This is a genomic window from Bartonella sp. OC68QHHN (assembly GCF_042193875.1).
Taxonomy (GTDB): domain Bacteria; phylum Pseudomonadota; class Alphaproteobacteria; order Rhizobiales; family Rhizobiaceae; genus Bartonella; species Bartonella grahamii_A.
In genome coordinates, this window is record NZ_JBHIME010000027.1 from 1 (window position 1) to 1,014 (window position 1,014).

General features: G+C 43.6%; 1 pseudogene. It reads right to left on the minus strand.

The features are described 5' to 3' along the window. Positions 1 to 215: 215 nt before the first annotated feature. A pseudogene (locus ACFIJ0_RS05280) lies at positions 216 to 1,014 on the minus strand (late control protein); the annotation flags it as partial.

Consider the following 1,014-nt stretch of genomic DNA (forward strand, 5'->3'; position numbering starts at 1 on the left):
AAAGGGTATTGTATAGCATAACCACACCCGACAAAGCTATTATATGCGTGTAGCATACAATGAGTCAAAGCTTTTAAATTGCGGAAGACTAGTTATCTCGGCAACTAATCCGCTAGTTGTTTTAAGGTGTTTTTGAGGCACCTGATTCGATTATTCATATTGTCGTCACAATGTCAAGCTGCTTTCGAGATTTTTTACATTTTTGCTAATTTGACTTATCTGTCTTCCTCATCCATATGGATAACGCCTTCGCCTTCGTCGCATGCGTTTGGTGGGGCGTTTGGATCAAGGGTGTCATCCTTGTCTGGTGTTGTGTTTGCAACGTTTCCAGCCGCATCTTCTTGCAATGTATCAAAAAGTTCGCATTCTATTTTTGTGGTGTAACCACCCGTTTTATCAAGCTTGTGCTTAACACTTTTGATACGCCATTCTGCTGGAATATAGGGGCGGAAAGGGGGCTCTTGAACAAGCTTTGCTTCTGCTTGCACAAAGGGATCACCACCGATATCACATGAGAAAGAAGACTTACCGCGTGATGATTTATTGCGATAAGCAGCAATGGCTGCAACAGCCTCTGATTGGTTGTGGTAGGTGTATTTGAGTTCATGAAAAGGCGGGTTACCAACTTTGACTTCTTTTTTTTCACCACTGCGGATATCATGATAGGTTGCAAGAACACCGCCTTTTTTCTCTTTGTCTTCTTCTCCTTTCTCAGCTGTTGTTTCTGCTTTTTCCGATTCAGATGATGAGGGTGCTGCTCTATCACTGTCATCCATATGGATAAAGTTTTCATCATCATCTATCTCTTCTGGTTCTCGTGCATCAGCTGCGGCTTTTTGGTCGTCTCCCACATCTGTTTCTAAGCCATTGGCTGCACCTGCTTCATCCCGTGCGCTGTATTTAAAATCCCAAGAGGTGCAATGTTTCTCATGGATGACAACAATAGGGAGTGTTTCACCAGTAATGGCTTTGCCTTCACCCCGTTTGGCGAGCACAAGTTTACCATCAACGGGC